Raw genomic sequence first — 1,705 nt, forward strand, 5'->3', positions numbered from 1 at the left:
GTCCAAGCCATTCACCGGTGACCTCCATGGTGATCACTTCACTATCTGAAAGCTTTGGTGGATAACCGCGGCTTCTCAGAGGTAATGGAACGAGTTCTTTGATTAAATCGTCGATCAGGCAGAAGACAGTAGTGATAAACTGTTCAACGGGCATGGCTGGTTTCCTCCTTTGTATCCACTGTTTTTAATAGCAGAAAAGTAGGTCAGTCATGCCTTTTTCAGGTCAGTTTAAAAGTCGAACATCGCGTATTGATGAAGTAAATTCGTGTTTATACCCGTCGCCTTTCAAGTTGCTACTTTGTTGGCCGCGCTCACTCATTGTAGGCTCACGGAATTTCGCTTACTTGCCGCCGCGTAGCAACTTTAGATCCTTTGGGTATATTAGCTCACACCCCTATATCTTCATTCCACAGTTCGGGCTTGTCTCTGATAAAATGTGCCATCATCTCAATACAGGTTGTGTTCTGAAGTACTTCCAATATCACTCCGCGGGATTTGAGTAGATCTTCCTCACCCGTGAAATTAACATTCTCGGCAATAATGACCTTTGGAATGTCGTACAGCAGAATGGTGCCTGAGCACATAGGGCAGGGTGACAATGTCGTATAAAGAGTGCTGTTTTTATAAACGGCTGCGGATTGTCTACCGGCATTTTCAAGAGCATCCATTTCACCATGGAGAATACTGCTCCCCATTTGCACTCTGCGATTATGGCCTCGGCCAATGATCTTGTTATCATGAACCAGCACTGAACCTATGGGAATTCCTCCTTCACGTAATCCAAGCTTAGCCTCTTCTATGGCGGCTTGTAAAAAGATATCCATTCGATTCTCCACGGTGATTAATACGTTATTCTTCCATGATCAGTTTAATACCTAATCCTATTAGCACCACACCTGTAACAGCCTCCATCCATTTATTAAAAGACGGATTGTTCAATAGTTTTTTTGAAGAACTCAGTGCACCTGCTAATCCACATTGCCAGGCCATCGCGATAATAAAATGAATGCCAGCCATGACAATGGATTGAACAAAAGCGGAACCTTCAGGATTAATAAACTGGGGCAGAAAGGCGAGATAAAAAACCGCTGTTTTTGGGTTCAGCACATTAGAAAGAAAACCTTCCCGTGATGAGCGCCAAAAGTTTCGAGAGTTAGCAGGCTTTACGTTACCCCCTGTCAAAGCAAGTGGGCTTTTACGCAGATTTCTAAGTGATCCCACGCCGAGCCATATCAAATAGACGGCACCAGCCAACTTGACCATATTAAACAGCTCAGCGGACTGTGCCAGTAATGCCGATATGCCGATGGCTGAAAACGTCGCGTGAACAAACAACCCAAGGCAAATACCAAGGCTGGTTGTTATGCCATCTGAAAACCCACCCCGAGTAGTGTTTCTCAGTACCAATGCCGTATCCAATCCCGGTGTCAAAGTTAGAATGGTGATGGCAATAATAAATGCTTCAATATTTTCAATCACAGTGCGCCTGACTCGTTATTTTATTCAGTCGTGTATTTATCAGGGTTGGCCAATGAACTCAACCTTTCGAGTGTTTTGACTGGGTGACAAGAATGTCTGTGCTGATCATAGTTTAAAATCAGAAACAGTATTATAAACCAAAACTCATTTGAAACATACGGTTCTAAATGAGCAGATAAATTGATCCAAAGCATGAAACGAAAAACGATTCAAGACGTATAATTAC

At 43.2% G+C, this 1,705-nt stretch carries 2 protein-coding genes; both read right to left on the bottom strand.

The window, feature by feature from the left end:
* Nucleotides 1-386: 386 nt before the first annotated feature.
* Nucleotides 387-824 carry a nucleoside deaminase gene (locus AKL11_RS19490; protein ID WP_067520804.1) on the bottom strand — a complete coding sequence of 146 codons (438 nt, stop codon included), beginning with the start codon at nt 822-824 and terminating at the stop codon, nt 387-389.
* Between the two features lie 25 nt (nt 825-849).
* Entirely contained in the window at nt 850-1,479 is a 630-nt protein-coding gene (locus AKL11_RS19495) for a LysE family translocator (RefSeq protein WP_067520808.1), read from the bottom strand.
* Between the last annotated feature and the right edge of the window lie 226 nt (nt 1,480-1,705).

It is taken from the genome of Endozoicomonas ascidiicola (assembly GCF_001646945.1).
GTDB classification, from domain to species: Bacteria; Pseudomonadota; Gammaproteobacteria; order Pseudomonadales; family Endozoicomonadaceae; genus Endozoicomonas; species Endozoicomonas ascidiicola.

Bases quoted from the DNA above. Each gene is read 5' to 3' on its own strand.
- AKL11_RS19490 (WP_067520804.1), bottom strand. From the start codon at position 824: ATGGATATCTTTTTACAAGCCGCCATAGAAGAGGCTAAGCTTGGATTA.